The sequence below is a fragment of the Neobacillus citreus genome, from assembly GCF_018343545.2.
Classification (GTDB): domain Bacteria; phylum Bacillota; class Bacilli; order Bacillales; family Cytobacillaceae; genus Neobacillus; species Neobacillus citreus.
Window position 1 is genome coordinate 20,237 of the sequence record NZ_JAGYPE020000052.1, and the last position, 20,279, is coordinate 40,515.

Annotated in this window: 23 protein-coding genes and 2 riboswitches; of the genes, 6 read left to right on the forward strand and 17 right to left on the reverse strand. The window is 42.2% G+C overall.

Translation table 11 applies throughout. The features are described from left to right. Positions 1-95: 95 nt before the first annotated feature. Positions 96-362 carry a DUF3055 domain-containing protein gene (locus KHB02_RS22265; RefSeq protein WP_213144341.1) on the forward strand — a complete coding sequence of 89 codons (267 nt, stop codon included), beginning with the start codon at positions 96-98 and terminating at the stop codon, positions 360-362. A 58-nt stretch (positions 363-420) separates the two neighbouring features. Then, entirely contained in the window at positions 421-714 is a 294-nt protein-coding gene (locus KHB02_RS22270) for a PX domain-containing protein (RefSeq protein ID WP_213144340.1), read from the forward strand. A gap of 34 nt (positions 715-748) precedes the next feature. Here the strand turns inward: KHB02_RS22270 and KHB02_RS22275 are convergent, their stop codons facing one another. Next, positions 749-1,024: a YutD family protein gene (locus tag KHB02_RS22275; RefSeq protein ID WP_213144339.1), complete on the reverse strand. Its 276-nt coding sequence runs from the start codon at positions 1,022-1,024 to the stop codon at positions 749-751. Positions 1,025-1,139: 115 nt separating this feature from the next. Here KHB02_RS22275 and KHB02_RS22280 point away from each other — a divergent pair, with 115 nt between their 5' ends. Continuing rightward, positions 1,140-1,778, forward strand: coding sequence for a YhcN/YlaJ family sporulation lipoprotein (locus KHB02_RS22280; RefSeq protein ID WP_213144338.1), 639 nt, complete (start codon positions 1,140-1,142; stop codon positions 1,776-1,778). A gap of 56 nt (positions 1,779-1,834) precedes the next feature. Here the strand turns inward: KHB02_RS22280 and lipA are convergent, their stop codons facing one another. After that, positions 1,835-2,755 carry a lipoyl synthase gene (gene lipA / locus KHB02_RS22285; RefSeq protein ID WP_213144504.1) on the reverse strand — a complete coding sequence of 307 codons (921 nt, stop codon included), beginning with the start codon at positions 2,753-2,755 and terminating at the stop codon, positions 1,835-1,837. Positions 2,756-2,933: 178 nt separating this feature from the next. On the opposite strand from lipA, the gene KHB02_RS22290 reads away from it, so the two are divergent. Further along, positions 2,934-3,917, forward strand: a complete 984-nt coding sequence (locus tag KHB02_RS22290; protein WP_213144337.1) for a M23 family metallopeptidase — start codon at positions 2,934-2,936, stop codon at positions 3,915-3,917. Positions 3,918-3,945: 28 nt separating this feature from the next. On the opposite strand, the gene yunB is transcribed toward KHB02_RS22290, so the two are convergent. The 5 genes from yunB to KHB02_RS22315 form a co-directional block, all read right to left on the reverse strand. Next, the gene (yunB, locus tag KHB02_RS22295) at positions 3,946-4,731 is read right to left on the reverse strand and encodes a sporulation protein YunB (RefSeq protein WP_213144336.1); all 786 of its coding nucleotides are present in this window, start codon (positions 4,729-4,731) and stop codon (positions 3,946-3,948) included. Between the two features lie 92 nt (positions 4,732-4,823). Further along, positions 4,824-5,126, reverse strand: a complete 303-nt coding sequence (locus tag KHB02_RS22300) for a YunC family protein (RefSeq protein WP_213144335.1) — start codon at positions 5,124-5,126, stop codon at positions 4,824-4,826. A gap of 67 nt (positions 5,127-5,193) precedes the next feature. Beyond that, the gene (locus KHB02_RS22305) at positions 5,194-6,543 is read right to left on the reverse strand and encodes a bifunctional metallophosphatase/5'-nucleotidase (protein ID WP_213144334.1); all 1,350 of its coding nucleotides are present in this window, start codon (positions 6,541-6,543) and stop codon (positions 5,194-5,196) included. Between the two features lie 10 nt (positions 6,544-6,553). Continuing rightward, positions 6,554-7,375, reverse strand: a complete 822-nt coding sequence (locus tag KHB02_RS22310; RefSeq protein WP_213144333.1) for a sulfite exporter TauE/SafE family protein — start codon at positions 7,373-7,375, stop codon at positions 6,554-6,556. 27 nt (positions 7,376-7,402) lie between these two features. Next, positions 7,403-8,248 carry a DUF72 domain-containing protein gene (locus KHB02_RS22315; RefSeq protein WP_213144332.1) on the reverse strand — a complete coding sequence of 282 codons (846 nt, stop codon included), beginning with the start codon at positions 8,246-8,248 and terminating at the stop codon, positions 7,403-7,405. A gap of 67 nt (positions 8,249-8,315) precedes the next feature. Between KHB02_RS22315 and KHB02_RS22320 the strand changes: the two genes are divergently transcribed. Next, a complete protein-coding gene (locus KHB02_RS22320; RefSeq protein WP_241114019.1) occupies positions 8,316-8,513 on the forward strand; it encodes a hypothetical protein in 198 nt (65 codons plus the stop codon). Here KHB02_RS22320 and sufB read toward each other — a convergent pair. The 10 genes from sufB to KHB02_RS22370 all read right to left on the reverse strand — a co-directional run bounded on the left by sufB (position 8,502) and on the right by KHB02_RS22370 (position 18,928). Continuing rightward, positions 8,502-9,899 carry a Fe-S cluster assembly protein SufB gene (gene sufB, locus KHB02_RS22325; RefSeq protein ID WP_213144331.1) on the reverse strand — a complete coding sequence of 466 codons (1,398 nt, stop codon included), beginning with the start codon at positions 9,897-9,899 and terminating at the stop codon, positions 8,502-8,504. The genes KHB02_RS22320 and sufB overlap by 12 nt on opposite strands. Before the next feature lie 71 nt (positions 9,900-9,970). Continuing rightward, positions 9,971-10,408, reverse strand: a complete 438-nt coding sequence (sufU, locus tag KHB02_RS22330; RefSeq protein ID WP_213144330.1) for a Fe-S cluster assembly sulfur transfer protein SufU — start codon at positions 10,406-10,408, stop codon at positions 9,971-9,973. After that, a complete protein-coding gene (locus tag KHB02_RS22335) occupies positions 10,398-11,627 on the reverse strand; it encodes a cysteine desulfurase (RefSeq protein ID WP_213144329.1) in 1,230 nt (409 codons plus the stop codon). Before KHB02_RS22335 ends, sufU begins: the two co-directional genes overlap by 11 nt. Beyond that, positions 11,627-12,937, reverse strand: a complete 1,311-nt coding sequence (gene sufD / locus KHB02_RS22340) for a Fe-S cluster assembly protein SufD (protein WP_213144328.1) — start codon at positions 12,935-12,937, stop codon at positions 11,627-11,629. Before sufD ends, KHB02_RS22335 begins: the two co-directional genes overlap by 1 nt. Before the next feature lie 24 nt (positions 12,938-12,961). After that, positions 12,962-13,747: a Fe-S cluster assembly ATPase SufC gene (gene sufC / locus KHB02_RS22345; RefSeq protein WP_213144327.1), complete on the reverse strand. Its 786-nt coding sequence runs from the start codon at positions 13,745-13,747 to the stop codon at positions 12,962-12,964. Between the two features lie 373 nt (positions 13,748-14,120). After that, positions 14,121-14,951 carry a MetQ/NlpA family ABC transporter substrate-binding protein gene (locus KHB02_RS22350; protein ID WP_213144326.1) on the reverse strand — a complete coding sequence of 277 codons (831 nt, stop codon included), beginning with the start codon at positions 14,949-14,951 and terminating at the stop codon, positions 14,121-14,123. Positions 14,952-14,965: 14 nt separating this feature from the next. Then, entirely contained in the window at positions 14,966-15,631 is a 666-nt protein-coding gene (locus KHB02_RS22355; RefSeq protein WP_213144325.1) for a methionine ABC transporter permease, read from the reverse strand. Next, positions 15,624-16,649 carry a methionine ABC transporter ATP-binding protein gene (locus KHB02_RS22360; RefSeq protein WP_213144324.1) on the reverse strand — a complete coding sequence of 342 codons (1,026 nt, stop codon included), beginning with the start codon at positions 16,647-16,649 and terminating at the stop codon, positions 15,624-15,626. Before KHB02_RS22360 ends, KHB02_RS22355 begins: the two co-directional genes overlap by 8 nt. A 122-nt stretch (positions 16,650-16,771) precedes the next feature. Next, positions 16,772-16,877: riboswitch (SAM riboswitch) on the reverse strand. A 125-nt stretch (positions 16,878-17,002) separates the two neighbouring features. Next, positions 17,003-18,319 (reverse strand): O-acetylhomoserine aminocarboxypropyltransferase/cysteine synthase family protein, encoded by a 1,317-nt coding sequence (locus KHB02_RS22365; RefSeq protein ID WP_213144323.1) that lies wholly within the window; start codon positions 18,317-18,319, stop codon positions 17,003-17,005. Between the two features lie 69 nt (positions 18,320-18,388). After that, a riboswitch (SAM riboswitch) is annotated at positions 18,389-18,490 on the reverse strand. 81 nt (positions 18,491-18,571) lie between these two features. Beyond that, on the reverse strand, positions 18,572-18,928 hold the full coding sequence (locus KHB02_RS22370) for an SCP2 sterol-binding domain-containing protein (RefSeq protein ID WP_213144322.1): 357 nt from the start codon (positions 18,926-18,928) through the stop codon (positions 18,572-18,574). A gap of 245 nt (positions 18,929-19,173) precedes the next feature. Here KHB02_RS22370 and KHB02_RS22375 point away from each other — a divergent pair, with 245 nt between their 5' ends. Beyond that, positions 19,174-20,088, forward strand: coding sequence for a nuclease-related domain-containing protein (locus tag KHB02_RS22375; protein ID WP_213144321.1), 915 nt, complete (start codon positions 19,174-19,176; stop codon positions 20,086-20,088). Positions 20,089-20,279 lie beyond the last annotated feature (191 nt).

Consider the following 20,279-nt stretch of genomic DNA (forward strand, 5'->3'; position numbering starts at 1 on the left):
AAACAAATGGTTGGGAAATTTAATCCTTCTCCCATCCACTGCAGGAATTTGTTACTATAGATAATGTGAGAGTATTTTTTAAAAGGAGATATGAAATGAGCGAGCGTTTTTTCTTATATGATGATACCGAAAATACCAAAACAAGGTTTGTCAGCTTTGTCGGGGAAAATCAGCGTTATGATTTAGCAGTCGTAAAAACGGACCGGCACTACGGCAAATCCCTAGTAATGAATATGCAAGGAAATCGATTTGCCATCATTGGGCATGATGATCTCGAGGAGGAAGGTTATTTAGAATATGCTTTTAATATTAATGAAGCAGAGGCAGAAGAGCTAAAATCCTTCTTACAGGAGATTATCTAAAGGTTGACTCATGTTTTTCACTCAGGATGAAATAATAAAAGAAAAAGGAGTGAGGAACATGGCTGAAAAGGATTCCGATAAATACGGGGATTTCTCGAATGTGGAAGTACAGCGGAACTATCTGACTGCGGAAGAATTTCCCGAGGGCCCTTTAGGGTCGCCGATTCGTAAAGAAGACCCTGTAGAACTGAAGAGTACCTCGTGGAAAGAGGGGCAGCGCCGGTACAGTGCATTTAACTATGAGTTTAAGGCCCTGCATCAGGATTTGCCAAGAGAATACCCGGGAGCGCATCCTCCACATGATGATAAAGAAACCGATGAACAGGCCCCGTATAACAATAACGAAGCTTAAAAAATAAACGAAGGGGATTAAATCGCCCCTTCGTTTATTTTTTAACCTTTTTTAACACAAAATAAGCACAGCCAAAATTGCAGTATTCATACAGATACTCACTTAATGTGCTGATTTTTGTATCAAAGGTTGCTTTTTGATTTTGGTCCTCAAAGAAGCCTTTTAATCGGAGCTGGCCATAGCCCCAATCCCCCACAATATAATCATATCTGGATAAGATGTCACTATATCTAGCCTTTAGGGCTTCCTCATTAAAACCATTCCGAAATTCCTGTACAAGTTCGTAAGTAGTGTTATTAATAAGAATCATGGTTTTCACCTCAAATTTTGCCAGCTATTCTTTATCCCATTATAACCGATTCACCATCAATTACTAAGAAAAAAAATGAGCGCTTTGGAAAATCTAATAAAAGGAGGTGTTAATATTGAAAAGATTAGGCATAATCATTGGGTTATGTGCATTAACTGCAGTCACAGGCTGTTCTAAGGATATGGGTAAAAACGATATATATGAAGAATCCGGCAATACCATTAATGTGAACAATAAACGGCATGAGCTCTACCGTGAAGGTGCGAGCAAGGATATCCGTAACGCCAGCAATGACTATGGCTTTGTACGTCACCAAAAGAGTCCACTGATGAACGATAATAACACAAATAATGGCTACACGGCCCTTGACCGTGAACAAGTAGCCCATGTCATCAGTCGCTTAAGCGCCAATAATCCAAACGTCCATGATGTGGCTACATTGGTAACGGACAGAGAAGTTTTAGTGGCGTACCGTACCGATTCGAAGGACCGAAATTTAACGGCTGACCAAGTGAAGAAAACAGCATTATCCGTTGTCCCAAGGTACTACCATGTATATGTCAGTGATAATAAGGTCCATATCCAGGATATCCAAAACTTGGCGAATTTGGATTCCCACAGCGGCAAATCACGTGACCAGGTAAATTATGTAATCAAGCAAATGAAAACATCTCCACAAGGAACAAGACTGAACGATAGTGAAGATGAAAACGGCCTGACAAAGGACGATATGGATTATAATCACAAACGCTAATAAAAAGAGTTCAGACCCGAATTAAACTAAGGGCTGAACTCTTTTTTAAATTCAAGTTATTGGGCTTCCTGCGTACTTTGTTCACCAAGTAATTGCTTATGCTTTGCGGCAGCATTTACTTGTTCATCAGCGTGATAAGAAGAACGAACAAGTGGTCCCGCTTCGCAATGGCTGAACCCTTTACTTATGGCAATGTCACGTAATTCATTAAACTCATCGGGGCTATAGTATTTTATAACCTTTAGGTGGCTTTTGGTCGGCTGCAAATACTGGCCGATCGTCATGATATCAACATGATTTGCCCGCAAATCATCCATAACCTCAATAATCTCTTCTTTTGTTTCGCCAAGGCCAATCATTAAGCTTGATTTTGTAGGAATACTTGGATTCATTTCCTTTGCCCGGCGGAGGAATTCTAGGGAACGATCATATTTTGCACGCGCTCTGACTCTTGGTGTCAGGCGTCTCACCGTTTCGATATTATGGTTTAAAATATCTGGCTTTGCATCCATCAATGTTCGAAGGTTCTCTTCTTTTCCGCCCATATCAGACGGAAGGACCTCAATGCTTGTAAACGGGTTTTTCCGGCGGATGGCCCGGATGGTTTCTGCGAATACTGCTGCACCGCCATCCTTTAAATCATCCCTGGCAACTGCGGTTACGACAACATGTTTCAGGTTCATAAGCTGAACGGAATCAGCGACTCTTTCCGGTTCCTGCCAGTCAAGTTCCGTAGGTAGACCTGTTTTTACAGCACAGAAGCGGCAGGCCCTGGTACATGTATCACCGAGAATCATAAAGGTAGCCGTTCGCCGTACTGCCCAGCATTCGTGAATATTTGGACAGCGCGCCTCTTCACAAACGGTGTGAAGATTCTTTTCCCGCATCAATTTCTTTAATCCTGTATATGATTCATTTGTATTAAGCTTTATTTTTAACCAATCAGGTTTTCTCAGGACTTCCTCTTTCTTGCTCATCATGCACCCCCGACTATGTTTAAACACTCCTGTTGTCACTTTAACATACTTGGGTCGACAACGACAAGAAGTCAGCATCTGCCCCAATGATTTTCCCGATTTCCAATTATTGACCATAATGAAATGTTCTAGAATTCATAAACTAACCTTGAACTATAAATGGGAAGGGAGAATTCCTATGCGGGCTGTGCTGATAATAGCAGCTTTCCTGTTGTTATTTACCTCAAGTATAGAGGCAAAAGCTGCGGAAGCCAATCCATACCAAGAACGAATGAAACTTTATAAGAAGGTTGAAACCATCACTCAAATTCCTTGGTATTATTTAGCTGCGGTTGACCAATATGAACGAAATGTCCGCTTGGCACGCCGCGATTTACCAAGACCAGAGAGCCTGATTAGCATTTATTTTCGCCCTGAACAATGGGCCGGGCTGACTAATCCTAATCCATCCGAAGAGAATCCTGCAATTATCCAGTTTTTTAATGGAGTCGGAGTTGATGGGGATGGAGATGGAAATGCCAGCCTGAAAAATGATGAAGATGTATTGTATTCCTTTGCTCATTATCTGCTTTCTTATGGAGTAGATGAAGATAATATTAAAATCGGTTTATGGGATTATTACCACCGGGATCGATCGGTTGGCAGCATCGTCAGCTATGCCAAAATGTACCGTCATTTTGGACGGCTGAATTTGGATACAAATGTTTTCCCAGTTCCTTTAAGAAGCAATCACAGCTATCGCAGCACCTGGGGAGATGCCCGGGGCTGGGGCGGCCGAAGAATTCATGAGGGTACTGACATTTTTGCCGGCTATGGTGTACCGGTAAGGGCTACTTGTTACGGGATTGTGGAAATGAAGGGCTGGAATAAATTTGGCGGTTGGAGAATAGGCATCCGGGATATCAATAACACATATCATTACTTTGCCCATCTCAGTGGGTTTGCCAAAGACTTAAAGGTCGGGCAAATTGTTGAACCCGGGATGGTAATTGGCGGAGTAGGAAGCTCCGGCTACGGCCCTCCAGGCACATCAGGGAAATTCCCGCCGCATCTCCATTATGGCATGTATAAAGATAATGGGATTACCGAATGGTCATTTGACCCCTATCCGTATTTGGCAAAGTGGAAACGTCTTGAACGAATAAACGCTAGAAAAAAATAAGGACTATCCGATTTGGATAGTCCTTTTGCTAATTTCCTGATTTTTTGGTATCCTGCTTTTTCTCGGGAACCTGAATGGATGGAATCATGCCTCCTCCGCCGTTATAGAACTGCGGAACCGTTCCCTCGACAAGAGCACTTCCGACTGGAATACTTTGCTTCAGTTTCGTAATTTTCGTAGCAAATGGAGTAATAATTTGAACGGATACCTCAATCTCAATCGAGACTTCCACCCATGTATTATTAATCCCCATTTCTTTCGTTTGGATATGCACATCCGGTTCCACTTCCCCAATGGCTTGAAATTTGACAGGGATTTTCGGACCAAGGTTCCCTAGCAAAGCAATATTGGTTGCCTGCCCTAATGGAACATACCAGGTGATCGAGTTCTCATCCTTCGTGTTCTCTGTCTCAATTTCTACATCTGTAATCTGTTCTAACTGGGCAAGATTACCTTGTTTTGCCGCCTTCAAATTCTTTTGAATTTGTGCCGTTGTTTCAGCTAATACCCTGTTAATTAAATCCGTATTTAACTGAAAGTTTTGTTTCTCCCCATCGCTGCCTGGGATGATTTGCACGACCTGATTATTTTCTCCGACATTGGTGGTCCTTTTCGTAATAGCTCTATTTATCACAAGCGAAGCAATATTTCGGGTTTCGGATTCGGCATATCTCATTAAGGTAGGTTCAATCCCTTTGTTCACAAGCAACACACTGATTGCTGATGTCAACAGGAAAAAGACAAAAGTTAAAAGCATGACATATCGGAAAGGCAACGGACCTCTTCGCCGCCGGTACATGCGAAATTTTGCCAACAAAAATCACCCCTTCATCGTATGTGTATGCGAAAAAGGGGTGAACTAGCCCAATAAATAAATGGTAAAAAGCCTGCTACGATAGCAGACTTTTATATCATTTTCAGCAAAGCGTCCTTGCCAATCATGCCTTTTGAGATTCCTAATTCCTCCGCGCCAATTGTGACGGATTCCAGCGGCGCGTTCAACAGCTGGTCAATCGTTCTTACTCCGACAGCTCTCCCTGCGATAATGTTTCGGTCCCTTAGTTTATCATTTAATAAGCCGACATCCAACGCACCGCACATTATATATCCTTTATCGCTTGTCACAGCAAGCAAGGTCGTTTTCGGAAGTAGAACGGAGACCGCCAGGAACGTATGGCCGTCAATTTCAATTGGTGAAAGATCAATCATCAGGATTCCACACTCCTTTCCCTACTATCACATTATGTAGGAAAAGGAAAAAGCGTGTGTCCCAGGATTAAGACTGGGTCTTTAGTTTCCATTTAAGGATATCGCGCAAAAATTCCGGCAGAAAATATTGCTTATCCTTATGAGGCAGAACTCCTTTAAAAAAATGCCCAAACGTAAACATATCCGGTAGTGCAAGTGTATAGATTTTTTGCGGCTCTAGCTTTTCTCCATTAATAAAAATTTCTCCGGAATGAAACGTGATTCCGTCATAAACAAAGATTCCCAGCATGTTTCCTCTAAAACCAAGCCCTTTGATTTGCCTTTGATGAAGGCTTTCGTCCATCGTTTCGATTAATATATCTTTTAATTCTTCGCCGTTAACCTCGACAACACATGGATTAATCGGGTGTGGGCAGATGTTTAAAAGGTCAAATTCTGTCACATCGCCGGATAACGGACCAAGAAGGAGTCCGGCATTGATCATCGCACAATCAGTTTGGCACCAATCCCGTAAAGCTTTGCATAGGAAAAGCGAGAACTCTGTTTCTTTAAACGGATCGCTTAAGAATGGCTTCGTTAGAGTCGTGACTCTTCCATTAAGCAGCTTTTTCCCTTTATCTAGAAAGGCCTCTGCTATCTGAGCCTCATTTTGAGCCGCCGGAAGCTCCTTTGTATCATAAAGAATGGCTTGTTTGTCTTGAATGGTTTTCTGGCTGTCCAACATAATCGTAACATGGCCCACATAATAGCCAAATTTTCCGGCGGCCGCCAAAAGCGTATTGTCTACAAGCTTTCCATTTTCCAAAAAATGATGAGTATGAGCACCCAGAATCACGTCAATCTCAGGAAATTCTGCTGCGATTCGTTCATCATCACGAAGGCCGAGGTGGGAAAGCAGAATAACCATGTCCGATTGTTCCTTTACGGCTTTGATCCATTTTTTAAGCTCATTTATCGGTTCGGTCAGCTTCCAGCCTAGTAATTCGTAAAGATGCGCGAAGTTGGCCGTTAAGCCGATAACACCTAGGCGAGTACCCGATTTGGTTCGATAAATTTGGTAGGGCTTCACCCAGCCTGGCCGCTGGTTATTTTTTTGAAAAAGATTTGCTGCCAGCACATCAAATTGTGCATCATCATAAAGCTGATCAAGCCCGTTGTGCGGCAGGTTGATTCCTTCGTTATTGCCAATTGTGACTGCAGTATATTGGCATTCGTTTAAGAGGTCAATACTCGCTTTACCCATGGTCGCCTCTGTCAACGGATGCCAGCGGTCAATAAAATCGCCAATGTCAAATAGGAAGACCTCGTCTTCGTCTTGGTGCTGCTTCCTTTGCTGCTTCAAAAATTGCTCGATGCGCTGCCAATTTTCCAAGTGGCTGTGGATGTCGTTCGTATGGTATATATGTATTCTTTCCATTTGCATCTACCTACCCTGTTATTCCTTCATAGATTAGCCGAACCCCGACGATGACAAGAACCGTTCTTAATATCCAGACAATCGTTTTGCTCTTTAATCTTGTATTTAAAAACACGCCAATGTTCGCCCCAATATAAGCCCCCGGTACAAGTGCTAAAGCATAAAGCCAGTTGACGTTTCCTAATGAGATATGCGTTATGGAGCTTAAAATTGAGGTTGGTAAAATCATAAACATCGATGTTGCTGTAGCCACATGCGGCGGGAAGAAAAAGACGAGAATCATCGTTGGAACCATCAGCGAGCCGCCGCCAACACCAAAAATACCTGATAAAAACCCGACAACAAACGAAACAATGACAGCAACAACGGGGCTGTAGCCATATTCAAAGGTTTTACCCCTGTTATCCGTAAAAGTACGGGTAATGCCTCTGTCCTTCCGATATGGTATTGGCTTTAATTTATCTTTTATAAACAGGATAATCGAGACGAGAATAATAAAAAGACCAAAATATAAATTAAAAGCATGGAGGTTCATTCTTTCTGTTACCCACGCCCCTAAAATACTCCCCGGGCCGCTGCCGATTAGAAAAATAAGACCGCTCTTATAATCAACCACTTTATGTTTTGCATAGGCCAACACCGAGGAAAGCCCCGTGAAAATCATCGTAAAAAGAGATGTCCCAACGGCAACCTGCGGCGTGATGTGGGCAAACCCGTTTACTGTCGCCAAATAGAGCAACGCCGGCACGACAATGATTCCGCCGCCAAGGCCAATCAGCGAGCCCAATGAGCTTGCGCAAATTCCGATAATCAGAAGAACAATCCATTCCATTATTTCACTTTCTTTCTATGTCTGCTTTTAAAATAAGTCCAGCTGTCTTGGAGCCAATCCTTCATATTCAATATTTAATATGTCCATCATCTGCTTGGCGTTATCTGCTGCGTCGCCGCCAGAATTGTTGTTAAAAAGGAGGTACACATCTGCGCATTCCTCGGCAAGCTTGTGGATGTGTCCGGCCCATTCATTAAGCTCCTGCTCGTTATAGCGGTATAGGTAGCGGATATCCCGCCAATTCTCGGCGTTTTTCTTTTGCCAGCCATGGACATTGCGGCCGTGGAATCTGACGAGAACCTTATGTTGGTTTGTGGATACAAGAACCGTCGGAACGGAACCCTCCCCGGATTGCGGTTCATCACATATGCTGTGAATCCAATTTTCCTGTTTCATAAACTCCAGTGTCTGTTTGCGGTATTGCGGCGCAAACCAGAATTGGTGCCTAAACTCGAGTGCACATGGGATTTCTCCCATTTGCTGTTTGCACCATCTTAAGTAATCGACATTTTCCCGTTTGCAATCAAACCACGGCGGAAATTGGAATAAAACCATGGCAAGTTTATTTTTCTCAATATAAGGGTCCAATGATTCTATAAATGCTTGAAACATTGCTTGTTTATTTTCAAATGGTATTTCACCGTGATTGTGACCTGTCATGCCTTGATAGGCTTTGACGATAAATTGAAAGTTGGCAGGTGTTTCATTAACCCATTTCAAGGCGTTCCTTTGGGGCTGTATCGCATAAAAAGCGGTGTCCACTTCAACGATTGGAAAATGGCCCGCGTATTCCTTTAATTTGTCTCTGGGCGTGATTGGACCTGTATACAAACTGTCATGGTCGCCCCAGCCTGTCAGACCGATGTATATCAATGGATTCACCTCCGCTTTTTATAATAGCATAACCTTTTTAGTTGGGAATAGTTGGACGACAGTTGTGTTGGCTTATACAACAGTTGGCGCACTTTATATGACAGTTGGAACGGCTTATCCGACAGTGGGAAGGACCTATACGACAGTAATCATCCTTTCTGAGAGTATTCCGTACCCATCCGAGAGTAACCCCATTCCCAAAGCAAAAACCCGCCTGCCTATCCCAGCAAGCGGGTTTAATTTTCCAAAAATATTAACCGATTGAGCCTTCCATCTCGAACTTGATCAAGCGGTTCATCTCAACAGCATATTCCATTGGAAGTTCCTTTGTAAATGGCTCGATGAAGCCCATAACGATCATTTCAGTAGCTTCCTGCTCGGAGATACCACGGCTCATCAAGTAGAATAATTGCTCTTCAGAAACCTTAGAAACCTTTGCTTCGTGCTCAAGTGAGATGTTGTTATTTAACACTTCGTTGTATGGAATCGTATCTGAAGTAGATTGATTATCCATTATCAACGTATCACATTCGATATTAGAGCGAGCGCCGTCTGCTTTACGTCCAAAATGGACCATACCGCGATAGTTTACACTTCCGCCATGCTTAGAAATCGACTTAGATACAATCGTTGAAGAAGTATTTGGTGCTAAGTGAATCATCTTGGACCCTGTATCCTGTACTTGGCCTTTGCCAGCAATCGCAATCGATAAGGTCATACCGCGAGCGCCTTCGCCTTTTAATATAACAGCAGGATATTTCATCGTTAATTTAGAACCGATGTTACCGTCAATCCATTCCATTGTCGCATTTTCTTCGCAGACAGTCCGCTTTGTTACAAGGTTGTAGACGTTGTTTGCCCAGTTTTGAATCGTTGTATAACGGCAGTAGCCGCCTTTTTTAACGATGATTTCAACAACTGCACTGTGGAGGGAGTTAGTTGTATAAACAGGTGCTGTACAGCCTTCAACGTAGTGGACAGATGCACCTTCATCGACAATGATCAGCGTTCTTTCAAACTGCCCCATGTTTTCCGAGTTAATCCGGAAATAGGCCTGTAACGGTGTATCCACCTTAATACCAGGCGGTACATAAATGAAAGAGCCGCCGGACCAAACAGCTGAGTTTAAAGCAGAAAACTTGTTATCAGTTGGCGGAATAACCGTTGCCCAGTGTTTGCGGAAAATATCTTCGTTTTCCCTTAACGCAGAATCGGTATCCTTAAAGATGATTCCTAATGCCTCAAGGTCTTCCTTCATGTTATGGTAAACAACCTCGGATTCATATTGCGCAGAAACCCCTGCAAGATACTTTTGCTCGGCTTCAGGAATTCCAAGTTTGTCAAATGTCGCTTTAATTTCTTCCGGTACTTCATCCCATGACTTTTCTGATTTCTCCGATGGTTTTACATAGTAGGTAATTTCATCGAAATTCAATGAGTTTAAGTCACCGCCCCATTGCGGCATTGGTTTACTGTAAAATATTTCAAGTGATTTCAAGCGGAAGTCAAGCATCCACTGAGGTTCACCCTTCATTTTTGAAATCTCTTCAACAATCTCACGTGTTAAACCACGTTTTGATCGGAATATGGAAACGTCTTTATCGGCAAAACCATATTTATACTCGCCGATCTCCGGCATTTTCTTCGCCATCGCAAGTATTCCTCCTTTTTTTACGAGAGGTGAAAGCTCCAGGCAAGAGGCCGGATACTTTCAGAACCGTTTTAATCTTGATTCTCTTCTTTCAAGCTTTTTTCCATTGCCTTCCAAGCCAATGTTGCGCATTTAATTCTGGCTGGAAACTTGGCAACCCCTTGAAGTGCTTCGATATCGCCTAAATCGATATCATCATCCACTTCTTTACCTTGCATCATATCCGAAAAAATCTTCGACAGCTTTAATGCGTCTTCGATTTTCTTACCTTTAATGGCCTGCGTCATCATCGATGCAGATGACATGGAAATCGAACAGCCTTCCCCTTCCTGCTTAGCATCAACAACAATGCCGTCCTCCACCTTCAAGGTTAATTGAATGCGGTCACCGCAGGTCGGGTTATTCATATTGATCGTATGGCTTCCATCCTCCAAAACCCCGCGATTGCGCGGGTTTTTGTAATGGTCCATAATTACTCTTCGGTAAAGTGCATCTAAGTTAGAAGACATCGCTGAAATACTCCTTCGTTTTGACAAGCCCTTCTACGAGTTTATCAATATCTTCTTCTGTGTTGTATAGGTAAAAGCTGGCACGAGCTGTTGCCGATGCCTTAAGCCATCTCATCAACGGTTGGGCGCAGTGATGGCCGGCGCGGACAGCGATTCCTTCCGCATCCAGAACCGTCGCTACATCATGCGGGTGAACATCACTTAAATTGAAAGTCACTAGACCAGCGCGTTTTGCCGGATCATGCGGTCCATAAATCGTGATGCCTTCAACAGTTGACATTTTTTCCAGCGCATAGGCTGCAAGCTTATGTTCATGCTCGACAATATTGTCTAAACCGACTTCATTTAAAAAGTCAATCGCTGCACCAAGACCAATGGCACCAGCAATAATTGGTGTTCCGCCCTCGAACTTCCACGGCAGCTCTTTCCAGGTTGATTCATATAATTCCACGAAATCAATCATTTCACCGCCGAATTCAACCGGCTCCATTTTTTCAAGCAGATGCTTTTTCCCGTAAAGGACACCAATCCCGGTTGGTCCGCACATCTTATGGCCGGAAAAAGCAAGGAAATCACAATCTAAATCTTGAACATCAATTTTCATATGCGGTGCACTTTGTGCACCGTCAACTACCATAATAGCGCCATTTTCATGGGCAATCTTGGCGATTTCCTTAACAGGATTGATGACGCCAAGCACGTTTGATACCTGCATCACCGACACAATTTTTGTGTTTGGTGTGATCGTCGAGCGAACATCATCTAATGAAATCGTTCCATCCGCTTGGAGAGGAATGTATTTCAGCTGGGCACCAGTCCGTTTAGCTACCTGCTGCCATGGGATGATATTGCTGTGGTGCTCCATATAGGTAATGACGATTTCGTCGCCTTCCTTCAGGTTGGCGGCGCCGTAGCTTGCCGCCACCGTGTTAAGGGAGGTCGTTGTTCCTCTTGTAAAAATAACTTCTTGAATGGATTTAGCATTGATGAACTTACGGACCTTTTCACGGGCACCTTCGTAAGCATCTGTTGCTTTTGTACCTAATGTATGCACACCGCGGTGGACATTTGAATTGTACTCGCGGTAGTATCTGTCAAGTGTTTCAATAACTTGAACGGGCTTCTGCGATGTCGCAGAGCTATCCAGATAAACTAATGGCTTGCCGTTAACTTCCTGGTCTAAAATAGGAAACAGTTTGCGAATATCTTGGATATTCATTATCTTACTTTCCTTTCAATAACTTCCACTAATTGCTCTTTTACTTTCTCAATTGGAAGCTGATTTACCACCGGTGCAAGGAAGCCATGAATGACTAAACGTTCCGCTTCCTTCTTCGGAATACCGCGGCTCATCAAATAATATAATTGCACTGGGTCAACGCGTCCTACAGAAGCAGCGTGGCCAGCCATAACATCATCTTCGTCGATTAATAAAATTGGATTCGCATCGCCGCGAGCTTTTTCACTCAACATTAACACGCGTGATGTTTGCTCAGCGTCAGATTTAGAGGCGCCATGTTCAATTTTTCCAATTCCGTTGAAGATAGAAGTAGCGTTATCCTTAACAACGCCATGATTCAAGATATTTCCTATTGTATGTCTGCCAAAATGAACAACCTTTGTCGTAAAGTTCTGGGTCTGCTCACCACGTCCAACCACAACAGTTTTCGTATCGCCATTAGAACCGTCACCAAGAAGATTGGTGGTATTTTCAGAAATGGTATTGCCTTCATTCATCATGCCAAGCGCCCACTCGATTCGGGAATCGCGGCCGGTGACACCGCGGCGGTTCACATAGGTTGTGATTCCTTTTGCCAAAGTATCCACAGCACCGTACTGCACCTTTGCATTTGTATTGGCAATTACCTCTGTCAGGATGTTTGCCAAGGTATTGGACTCTTCCACTGTGGAAATATAGTTTTCCACATATGTTAAAGAGCTGTTATCTTCTGCGACGACAAGAACATGGTTAAACAGGTTTGCCTCCGCATTGTCATGAACGAACACTGCTTGAATCGGTTCCACAATTTCGATGTTCTTCGGAACATACAGGAAAGCTCCGCCATTGACAAATGCAGCATGAAGAGCAGTCAAACGGTGCTCATCAGCATTGATCGCCTGTGTCATATAATATTTTTTCAATAAATCGCCGTGCTCTCTAGCAGCAGTGAAAATATCGGTAAACACAACACCCTTTGCCTTTAGGTCTTCTGAAAGAGAAATAAAGGCTGGCGTTTGGTTGCGCTGAATATATAAATTTTGTTGTGCCGCATCCAAATCAACTAATGCTTTAACCTCTTCTGGCAGTTCTGCCAAAGATGTATATGGAGCACTTTTAACTGTATGCTGCTCAAACTGTGTAAAATTCCATTTATCTATTTTTGTTTTATCTGGCCGAGGCATCGGCAGTTCGTGAAAATGCTCAAGTGCCTTCAGTCGAAGCTCTTCAAACCAAGCAGGCTCACTCTTTTCTTTTGAAAAAGAGCTCACAAAACCCTTATCAAACGGTAATGTTGTTTCTGTTGTCATTGCTAACCCTCCTAACAAAAGCTTTTAAGCTTCTTGCTCAACTGTTTCATCTTCAATACCAAGCTCTTGCTTGATCCAGTCATATCCTTCTGCTTCTAAGCGCTGTGCAAGCTCTGCCCCGCCGGATTTTACCACACGGCCTTGCATCATTACGTGCACATGGTCAGGAGTGATATAGTTTAACAGACGTTGATAGTGAGTAATAATTAAGCATCCGAAATCCTCACCGCGCATTTCGTTGACACCTTTTGATACTACCTTTAAGGCATCAATATCAAGACCGGAGTCGATTTCGTCGAGAATTGCAATTTTCGGCTCCAACATCATTAATTGCAGGATTTCATTACGTTTTTTCTCACCGCCGGAGAAGCCTTCATTAAGGTAACGCTGCGCCATATCTAGATCCATTTCAAGGTATTCCATTTGCTTATCCATTTTACGAATGAATTTCATTAAAGAAATTTCGTTGCCTTCGCCAAGACGGCTGTTAATCGCAGAACGCAAGAAGTCAGCATTCGTAACACCGTTAATTTCGCTTGGGTATTGCATGGCTAAAAATAGTCCAGCACGAGCGCGCTCATCTACTTCCATTTCTAAAACATCTTGCCCATCAAGCGTAATGCTGCCACTTGTTACTTCATATTTAGGGTGACCCATGATAGCAGAAGATAATGTAGATTTACCAGTTCCGTTAGGACCCATAATGGCGTGAATTTCGCCGCCTTTTATTTCAAGGTTGACACCCTTTAAAATTTCTTTCCCATCAATTGCTACGTGCAGATCTTTGATTGTTAAAGTTGATCCAGCCATATTCATACCTCCGAAAATGTATTGTATCTTTGCAGACAGATTTTTTAAGATCTTCCACATTCATTCTCACTTTATTCTCATTACAATCTTATAACAAATGAAATTTGTTAGCAACTTTTTAATAGTAATAACTAGCATGTATTTTCACTAAGAACATGCTAAATGAGAATAGCAGGAAGTTTTTAAAGAAAATTCAGATAAAGACTTTTTATGTAATACATGCCCGAATAAAATGATACCTTATTTTTTGCTAAAATGCCATGGGTGGTTATGGCATCTATTTTTTACTACTTAATGGGCTTTCATGTAATGAATGCAGAAAAGCCAGTGAATCCTCACTGACTTTTCTGCAATATTCCTACATATTTAGTAATTACTCAGTTGCTGCGATAACAGCACCTTTGTATTTTTCCTTAATAAAATCTTGAATTTCTTTCGATTGAAGAACCTCTACAAGTGTTTTGATTTCTTTACGGTCTTTGTCTTCTGAACGAACTACTACAAGGTTGGCTGGAACCACGTCACTGCCTTCAAAGGCAATACCATATTTTCCAATATCAATGCCGCCTTCTAATGCATAGTTGGTATTAATGGCAACCGCATCACCTTCACCGTTTTCGAAAGAAGATGCTAATAATTTTGCTTCAATTAATTTAGGGAACTTCAGGTTCTTTGGATTTTCAACGATATCATCTATTCTTGCGTTTGCACCAACGCCTTCTTTAAGCTTGATTAATCCAGCCTTTTCAAAAATCGGCAGGATACGGCCGTGGTCGCTTAAAGAATCACTCATAATAATGGTTGCACCATTTGGAAGATCTTTTAGACTTTTATACTTTTTTGAGTAAATGCCGATTGGTTCTTTATGAACCCCACCCACACTGACAAAATCAAAATCTTTATTTTCTTTCATCTGCAGATCTAAATATCCAGGTGTTTGGAAATAGTTTGCATCTATTTCTTTATCCTTTAATGCTACGTTTGGCAGAATATAGTCTTGGAAAACTTGGATTTCCAAATCAATACCTTTTTTCTTCAATATTGGCTTTGCAGCTTCAAGTACTTCTGCGTGTGGTACAGCAGTTGCACCAACAACTAATTTTTTGTTCCCATCTTTATCTGCTGAATCATTTTTTGCACCGCCGCAGGCCGCTAAGGCAAATACGGTAAACGCAATGAAGATCAAACCCAGAACTTTTTTCATTTTTACTCCTCCTGTTAACGTTTATCTGTTCTCTTTGTAAAATAATCTCCAATAAATTGGATAATAAAAACTAAGATTAAAATAGCAATCGTTGCCACTAATGTAACCATTGGCCTGTTGCGTTGAAAGCCTTCTAGATAGGCAAAATGGCCAAGTCCACCGGCTCCAATGACCCCAGCCATTGCAGTAAAGCCAACAAGTGAAATCGCCGTAACGGTAATCCCGGAAATTAATGCTGGCAAGGATTCAGGTATTAATACCTTAAAAATAATATGTCCGTGTGTGGCACCCATTGATTGTGATGCTTCAATCACACCTTTATCAATCTCCCTAAGGGCGATTTCCACCATTCGAGCATAAAACGGAGCTGCTCCAATAATCAGTGCCGGCAGTGCAGCATTGGCACCGAGCATTGTCCCAACGAGAACTTTAGTAAAAGGGATTAATAAAACAATTAAGATAATAAAGGGAATGGATCTAAAAATATTTACAAAGCCAGCAATAATAATGTTTACCCCACGGCTTTGCCATATGTTTCCTTTACTCGTTAGAAATAGCAGCAGGCCTAGTAACAAGCCCAAAATAAATGTCGCAAGGACCGAGATGGCGGTCATATAGATCGTTTCACGTGTTGCCAGTAACAGCTCATCCCACTTAACTAATTCCATAAAGTCAGCCATTACTGATCACCTCCACGCCCACTTGCTGCGAGTGAATATAATCGATGGCTTTCTGAATTTCATTAGCTTGGCCATCCAAATGAATAAATAATGTTCCATAAGACCCGTTGTGCGTATGAGAAATATTCCCTTGGAGAATATTTACTACGACATCAAAATCACGAATAACACGTGTGATTAATGGCTGTTCTGTTGCCTCCCCAAGAAACGATAGTTGAATGACCTTTCCATGAGGATAGCGCTCTAGCAAATGCTCTGCTGTTTCCTTTGTTTTTTCCGGTTCGGTTACCTGCTGGACAAACCGTTTCGTAATCGGCTGCTGAGGGTTTTTAAATACATCAAGCACCGGACCAAGCTCGACAATCCGCCCACTTTCCATGACCGCCACTCGATGACAGATTTTCCGGATGACATGCATTTCGTGAGTAATCAGCACAATCGTTAAGCCAAATTGTTTATTGATATTCACTAAAAGGTCGAGAATAGAGTCTGTTGTTTGTGGGTCGAGCGCTGATGTTGCCTCGTCACATAACAGCACCTTTGGGTTATTGGCAAGGGCCCGGGCAATCCCGACCCGCTGCTTCTGCCCGCCGCTCAACTGTGAAGGGTAGGCGTCACCTCTGCCTTCAAGGCCAACTAACTTGATCAACTCTTCAACTCGTTTTTTCCTTTCCGGCGCGCTCACTCCGGCAATCTCTAATGGAAAAGCGATATTTTCGCTGACTGTTCTTGACCAAAGTAGATTGAAGTGCTGGAAAATCATGCTGATTTCCTGACGGGCTTTTCTAAGCTCTGCACCCTTTATTTTTGAAATCTCCCGGCCAGCCACGTTGACAGTTCCACCCGTAGGCAGCTCAAGGCCATTTAACATGCGGATTAAGGTACTTTTACCAGCCCCGCTATATCCGATCACACCAAAGATTTCTCCTTCTTTTATATCCAGGTTTACTTCATCAACAGCTTTTAGCTGTCCCTGCTTGGTAGAAAAAATCTTTCGTACATTTTTAATGGAAATCATTGAATCACCTACTTCTTGTCCTTATTATAGGATTTGATAATTTTCATGAACGAATTCTATTTTAGTAAAATAAAAAGCCTCTCCGCAAAGGCAGAAAGGCATCATTATCAAATGAATCCTTTCTCCCATCTTTCAAAGCCGCGGCTTTGTGTGAATTGGCACCATTTCAATAAAATTGACGGTTGCCGGGCTTCATAGGGCACATCCCTCCACCTCTCTTGATAAGAGCAAAAGCTATCCTATATTTAATTATACATGCATTAATACTATTATTATGAAAGTAATAGTATCACGGTTAGATAGTAGTGTCAACGACAAAATTCTACATTTTCAAAAAACTATTCAAGGAAAATTCAGGCATTTGTTTTTAAAGATGTTAAGCCTGTTGCAGCTTCGATTGCGTCCTCTAAATCTTCCACTAAGTCCTCAACATTTTCGATTCCAATGGAAAGACGGATCAAGTCCTCGGAAACACCTGCTGACTTTAATCCTTCCGCATCCAGCTGCTGATGTGTGGTGCTTGCCGGGTGGATAATTAAGCTCTTGGCATCGCCGACATTAGCCACGTGCGCCCATAGGGTGATCGCATCGATTAATTTCGCACCGGCTTCTCTTCCGCCTTTAATGCCAAATACAACCATTGAACCAGCGCCCTTAGGTAAATATTTTTGCGCCAATTCATAGTCAGGATGTGATGGATGCCCCGGATAAGAAACCCATTCAACCGCAGGATGATTATGCAAGTATTCCACTACCTTTTTGGTGTTGGCGACATGCTCTTTCATCCGTACATGAAGCGTTTCTAACCCAAGAACAAACTGGAATGAGCTTTGCGGGCTTAAAGCAGGCCCCATGTCGCGGAGAAGCTGTACGCGTGCTTTAATAATATAAGCAACCGGTCCAAGTGCCTCTGCATAAACAAGGTCATGATAGCTGGAGTCTGGCGTTGTTAAGCCAGGGAATTTCGGTGAATTCCAATCGAACTTGCCTCCGTCGACAATGATGCCCCCTGTAGTTGTTCCATTACCTAATATCCACTTGGTTGCGGAGTGAACGACGATATCAGCGCCATGCTCAATTGGACGGCACAAATATGGTGTTGCAAAGGTATTGTCCACGATAAGAGGAACCCCTGCTTCATGAGCAATATTGGCTACTTTTTCAATATCCAGGATTCTTAAGCTTGGGTTGCCGATCGTTTCAGCGAAAACAGCTTTTGTTTTTTCCGTAATGGCGGCACGGAAGTTTTCCGGATTCTCTGGGTCTACAAACTTCACATTAATCCCGTATTTTGGCAGGGTCACTGCAAATAGATTATACGTTCCACCATATAGATTGGATGCAGCAACAATCTCATCACCCGCTTCGGCAATGTTTAAGATGGCCAATGTGATGGCAGACATACCGCTTGCCACTGCCAGTGCGCCAACGCCGCCTTCTAGGAGCGATACTCTTTCTTCGAAAACAGTTGTGGTTGGATTATGAATCCGTGTATATATGTACCCAGGTTCCGCTAAGGCGAATAGGTTGGCGGCATGCTCTGTGCTTTTGAATTGGTAGGCGTTATTTTGATAGATTGGTAGCGCACGTGCTCCTGTTACAGGGTCTGGTGAGAGGCCACCGTGAACACTTAATGTTTCAAACCTTAACTTCTTTTGTTTTTCTGACATAGTTCTTATTCCCTCCCAATATAAAAATAAAACCCATGCTTCCTATAAGAAGATGGGGGTTCTCCGCTCTTCTTATCTTTCAGAGCCCGTTTGCTCTGCTGGATTTAGCACCGTGTGGTCACCGGTTGCCGGGCTTCAACGGGCCAGTCCCTCCGCCGCTCTTGATAAGAATGTATATTTAGTTTGCTGTTCGTTGCTTGAATATTCTAAAAAAATAATACCTGAAGTTTAATTCCGAGTCAATACCTTTGATTAAATTATTTCGGCAAGATTTGTCTGAGCTTTAGTTAAATAAAATAGTGATTCCAGTAATAATACAGCCCTTAGTGCGCCTTTTACGTTCAGGGCGCCATTACGTTGCAGTACCCTTAATCTTTCTTGCCCCTCGAGAAGTTGCTTTAGTTCTTGTAGGCCGCCACAGATTTGACAATTTGCCTGCTCCTGGTGTGAATCATAGAGGCCGAATATTTCCCCGTTTTTAATAACCAGTTGAACCGATTGCTGTTCGGTGGTGCTTAGGCTAATCCTAAGTTCTGCGTGCTGAATTAGCGGAAGAATATGTCCTTGGTCTTTGAATGTTTTTAAAAAGCTATTAACCTCTTCTATCATTTTAATCACTCCGAAATCCTTGTCTATACCAATTACTATTCAGCAGCGATTTGCCTATTCCTTTATGAATTGCTCGACATTATCTTCGGACGGGTGGGGAAATATTAACATTTCCCGAGAAATATGTCGCACTATGCAAGATACTCGTAAAGTTAACAAAATATTCATACTTTCTAATTTGCGTTTTAGTAAGTTGGAGTAAAATTGGATATGGGTATTTATAATTATTTGAGAGGATTTGGACTATGCCTACACCAAAAAAATCGCGCGGAGTACCAAAGGAGTTGCTTATGTTACGGGCCCTAAACCCGCGTATGGCACTTGCTGATATAGACAGGAGAAAGTATTACTCTCTTGAAAAAGGCTATCAAGGAGAAGTGATGTTTGATGCTATTACCGAAGGAATGAAGAATAACTGCATCGTATTAAATGACTTGCTCTTTAAATTGAAAGGAAAATACTTTCAAATCGATACTATTATTATTTTTCAAAAAACAATTTACCTGATTGATGTTAAAAATTTTGAAGGAGACTATATTTATAAATCTGATCCCGACCGTTTTTGTAAAAATGATACCGAAATTGACGACCCTATCCTTCAATTAATTCGGAGCGAGTCAAAGCTGCGGCAGCTTCTCGACGAATACAGATTTAATTTGCCGGTTGAATCCTACGTGGTTCATATTAACCCCACGTTCACCTTATACATTGCTCCTCAAAACAATCATGTTATTCTCCCAACACAACTCAATCGCTTCATAAGAAAATTAGAAAATATCCCATCAAACCTGAATGGAGGCCATCAGAGATTGGCAGACTTGTTAATTTCTTTGGATCAAGGTGATTATCCAAATGCCACAAAGCCGACTTATACTTATGAGGAGCTGAAAAAGGGTCCTTATTGTTCGAAGTGCAACTCATTTTCGGTTTCTGTTGGGGAGAGGAAAATGGTTTGTAATACGTGTGGGTGTGAGGAGAAACTGGAGTCTGCGGTGTTGCGCAGTGTTGGGGAGTTAAGGTTGCTTTTTCCGGAGTTTAAGATTACGACTAATATGGTGTTTGAGTGGTGCGGGGAGAAGATTGAGAAAAGGAAAATTAGAAGGATTTTACAGAAGCATTTTACCACTAGAGGGAAAGTGAAATATTCTTATTACGAATAATTTGGTGTGAATTCGACCCATTTCTTCAAAAGTAATTATGTGGTTAATCGTATTACTTTTTTGTTTTTATTACAAATTTTTACTTTAGGGCGCTTATGAATCTTTTATAGATCATTCCGCCCTCTCCGACTGATGAATTTGGTCTTATGAACCCTTTATAAGACCATTTCCACCCTCTCTGACCGGTGAAT

What these genes read in the sequence shown, in the direction of transcription:
- KHB02_RS22310 (WP_213144333.1), bottom strand. Translation starts at nt 7,375, where the DNA reads ATGGAATGGATTGTTCTTCTGATTATCGGAATTTGCGCAAGCTCATTG.
- KHB02_RS22335 (WP_213144329.1), bottom strand. Translation starts at nt 11,627, where the DNA reads ATGAATATCCAAGATATTCGCAAACTGTTTCCTATTTTAGACCAGGAA.
- KHB02_RS22305 (WP_213144334.1), bottom strand. Translation starts at nt 6,543, where the DNA reads ATGGAAAGAATACATATATACCATACGAACGACATCCACAGCCACTTG.
- sufU (WP_213144330.1), bottom strand. Translation starts at nt 10,408, where the DNA reads ATGTCTTCTAACTTAGATGCACTTTACCGAAGAGTAATTATGGACCAT.
- lipA (WP_213144504.1), bottom strand. Translation starts at nt 2,755, where the DNA reads ATGAGCAAGAAAGAGGAAGTCCTGAGAAAACCTGATTGGTTAAAAATA.
- KHB02_RS22375 (WP_213144321.1), top strand. Translation starts at nt 19,174, where the DNA reads ATGCCTACACCAAAAAAATCGCGCGGAGTACCAAAGGAGTTGCTTATG.
- KHB02_RS22265 (WP_213144341.1), top strand. Translation starts at nt 96, where the DNA reads ATGAGCGAGCGTTTTTTCTTATATGATGATACCGAAAATACCAAAACA.
- sufD (WP_213144328.1), bottom strand. Translation starts at nt 12,937, where the DNA reads ATGACAACAGAAACAACATTACCGTTTGATAAGGGTTTTGTGAGCTCT.
- KHB02_RS22355 (WP_213144325.1), bottom strand. Translation starts at nt 15,631, where the DNA reads ATGGCTGACTTTATGGAATTAGTTAAGTGGGATGAGCTGTTACTGGCA.
- KHB02_RS22360 (WP_213144324.1), bottom strand. Translation starts at nt 16,649, where the DNA reads ATGATTTCCATTAAAAATGTACGAAAGATTTTTTCTACCAAGCAGGGA.
- sufB (WP_213144331.1), bottom strand. Translation starts at nt 9,899, where the DNA reads ATGGCGAAGAAAATGCCGGAGATCGGCGAGTATAAATATGGTTTTGCC.
- KHB02_RS22290 (WP_213144337.1), top strand. Translation starts at nt 2,934, where the DNA reads ATGCGGGCTGTGCTGATAATAGCAGCTTTCCTGTTGTTATTTACCTCA.
- KHB02_RS22270 (WP_213144340.1), top strand. Translation starts at nt 421, where the DNA reads ATGGCTGAAAAGGATTCCGATAAATACGGGGATTTCTCGAATGTGGAA.
- KHB02_RS22370 (WP_213144322.1), bottom strand. Translation starts at nt 18,928, where the DNA reads ATGATAGAAGAGGTTAATAGCTTTTTAAAAACATTCAAAGACCAAGGA.
- KHB02_RS22275 (WP_213144339.1), bottom strand. Translation starts at nt 1,024, where the DNA reads ATGATTCTTATTAATAACACTACTTACGAACTTGTACAGGAATTTCGG.
- KHB02_RS22350 (WP_213144326.1), bottom strand. Translation starts at nt 14,951, where the DNA reads ATGAAAAAAGTTCTGGGTTTGATCTTCATTGCGTTTACCGTATTTGCC.
- sufC (WP_213144327.1), bottom strand. Translation starts at nt 13,747, where the DNA reads ATGGCTGGATCAACTTTAACAATCAAAGATCTGCACGTAGCAATTGAT.
- KHB02_RS22300 (WP_213144335.1), bottom strand. Translation starts at nt 5,126, where the DNA reads ATGATTGATCTTTCACCAATTGAAATTGACGGCCATACGTTCCTGGCG.
- KHB02_RS22365 (WP_213144323.1), bottom strand. Translation starts at nt 18,319, where the DNA reads ATGTCAGAAAAACAAAAGAAGTTAAGGTTTGAAACATTAAGTGTTCAC.